This window comes from Mesorhizobium sp. M1A.F.Ca.IN.020.03.2.1 (genome assembly GCF_004023205.1).
GTDB lineage: Bacteria > Pseudomonadota > Alphaproteobacteria > Rhizobiales > Rhizobiaceae > Mesorhizobium.
Genome location: NZ_RZSV01000409.1, coordinates 1 through 2416, shown reverse-complemented (window position 1 = coordinate 2416; position 2416 = coordinate 1). Strand labels below are relative to the sequence as shown.

3 protein-coding genes and 1 pseudogene are annotated in these 2416 nt (G+C 59.6%); 3 read left to right on the top strand and 1 reads right to left on the bottom strand.

What is annotated here, in order from left to right; genetic code table 11:
• A partial coding sequence (locus tag EOA79_RS31405; protein WP_164894045.1) for an EamA family transporter occupies positions 1 to 227 on the top strand: 227 nt, incomplete at its 5' end.
• A 163-nt stretch (positions 228 to 390) separates the two neighbouring features.
• Positions 391 to 1143: a DNA repair protein RadC gene (gene radC, locus EOA79_RS31400; protein WP_095826131.1), complete on the top strand. Its 753-nt coding sequence runs from the start codon at positions 391 to 393 to the stop codon at positions 1141 to 1143.
• 76 nt (positions 1144 to 1219) lie between these two features.
• Here the strand turns inward: radC and EOA79_RS31395 are convergent, their stop codons facing one another.
• On the bottom strand, positions 1220 to 1510 hold the full coding sequence (locus EOA79_RS31395; protein ID WP_095802249.1) for a hypothetical protein: 291 nt from the start codon (positions 1508 to 1510) through the stop codon (positions 1220 to 1222).
• A gap of 466 nt (positions 1511 to 1976) precedes the next feature.
• Between EOA79_RS31395 and EOA79_RS31390 the strand changes: the two are divergent.
• Positions 1977 to 2416: pseudogene (locus EOA79_RS31390) on the top strand (outer membrane beta-barrel protein); the annotation flags it as partial.

The window sequence follows — 2416 nt, the reverse complement described above, 5'->3', positions numbered from 1 at the left end:
GGTTCTGGCTCTGGTATTCAGGAGCCGCGCGCGCCAGCGGCGGAGAGGCTGGCGTGTTCATGGCAGTGCTGCCGGTCGCGGCACTCGCGCTCTCGTTTCTTCTTCTCGGCGAGACCATCACGACGATCCACATTCTCGGAACCGCCCTTGTCGTCCTCGGCATCGCTGTTTCGGTGAGCGGGGCAAGAACGGTGAAGAAGCAGGCTGCCGAAGGTGCTCATGTTTAACGCTCGCCAATAGGCGATGCAGCCCTCATCGTCACGGCGTCTTGATATGTCCCAGCAACGCTCCCGGCTACTTTCTTGAAATGATCGAGAACCGCTTCGCGTTTCAGAATCATGCTTTAGTCTCTGGCAAAGGTCTTCTTTCGATCAGCGATGTGGGCGGGCGATGGGAAAAGTCGAGGACGAGCGGGCGTTTTTCTCTGAAGCCTGGGTAGAGCCGCCGAAGAAAGAGGTGGCGCCTGTTGAGAAGCCGCACTACCACGGCCATCGTGATCGTCTGCGCGAACGCTTCTTGGCCGGCGGTGCGGACGCCCTGCCCGACTATGAACTGCTTGAGCTGCTTCTCTTCCGGCTGATCCCGCGCGTCGACACCAAGCCGATCGCCAAGGCGCTGATCGCGCGCTTTGGTTCGCTTGCCGAAGTGCTCGGCGCGCCGGCGTCCCTGCTCGAGGAAGTGAAGGGCATCGGGCCGACGGTGGCGACCGATCTCAAGGTCATCGCCGCCACGGCGCAGCGCATGGCGCGCGGCGAAGTGCGCGGCCGCGAGGTTCTGTCGAACTGGACGCAGCTTCTCGATTATTGCCGCTCGGCCATGGCCTTCGAGGCCCGCGAGCAGTTCCGCATTCTCTTCCTCGACAAGAAGAACGGGCTGATCGCCGACGAGGTGCAGCAGACCGGCACGGTCGACCATACGCCTGTCTATCCGCGCGAGGTGGTCAAGCGCGCGCTCGAACTTTCCGCCAGCGCGATCATTCTGGTGCATAACCATCCGTCCGGCGACCCGACGCCCTCGCGCGCCGACATCGACATGACCAAGCAGATCATCGAGACGGCCAAGCCGCTCGGCATCGCCGTGCACGACCACATCATCATCGGCCGCAAGGGCAATGCCTCGATGAAGGGCCTGCTGCTGATCTGACAGTCCCGAATATCAGCTGGAAATCATCCCCGGGCGGGCACGTCGCGGGCGATGGCTCGATCGAGACGCGTTCACGTTAGTTCATCAAAAGCACCAGAGCGGGATGCAGCTTCTTCAGGTTCGGCAATGATTTCGATTGCCAGGGTATGTCGGGCGTTCCGCGCACGACAAGTCGAACATCGGGATGCTTGCGCACCTCAATGGTAAATTTCGCCAGCAGGTTGATGCCGGAAGAGTTGAGAAAGTGAAGGTCCTTCAAATTGAGTGTGATGGAAGCGGGATTTGAGGCAAGAACACTGGTCGCCAAAGCCGTGATCGGGGCACCTGCCTCGGAACTGGCAAGCCGCATTGCACCGTCGAAAAAGATATCGCTTCCCTCAGTCCCTCAGGGTCTCGCAGCTAAGAATGGCTGTCGCCCACATTGATCGGAGGCCTCCGTGCGCGGGAGTAAAACCAGCGGACATAGCCGGATAGAAATAGGTTGTCTGCTGGCGAACCCGACCATATGCGACGAATGGAAGGCGCGGCTTAGCGCGCCTTTAAGGGTTGTTTTTTGCTGGCCGTAGTCGTTGCGTCGGCCGCCAAAGCCGCCAGCGTAGGTGGGCATCCGCGACGTCATCCAGAACGTGAAGCGCGAGATTGACGAGTTCCGGGTGTAGGCAAGCCCCCGTCCCCATCAGGCCTGCATAGATTCACGGCCTTTGCTCTCACGTTTGCGTGATCCCAACCTCAGCCTGCGTCATTCGCAAGCGAGTGTTGCGGTCGGGGTACAGCCAATCCCGAACGTTCTGCTAAAACAACCACTGCTTGTAACAACCTGGGCGGGTCCGACTTTGAAAAAGCTAATAGGCTCTATAGCTCTCTACTGTGCATTTAGTTCGTCAGCGTTCGCGGCGGATGCCCTCTCGGTTGGAGGCCCTGCTTCATACAACTGGAGTGGCGGCTACATCGGCGCCGTCGCCGGTGTAAACTTTTTGCAGGGGGATGTGACGATACCTGCGTACGACCCCACTGGTTATGACGGAGATAGTACATCCGCGTCGATCGGCGGGCAGATCGGCTATCAGTACCAGTTCGACAACAACGTCGTCCTCGGAGCCGAAGCGCGACTGGTGGCAGTGTTCAACAGGAAGACTGTGCCGACCCACGACGACGAAACCTTTGAAACCGGTGCCAACTGGCAAGGCAACATCGTGGCGAAAGCCGGCTACGGTATGGGCAATTTTCTCCCTTACCTCAAGGGCGGCGTAGCTTTCCTGCACCTTCACGACAC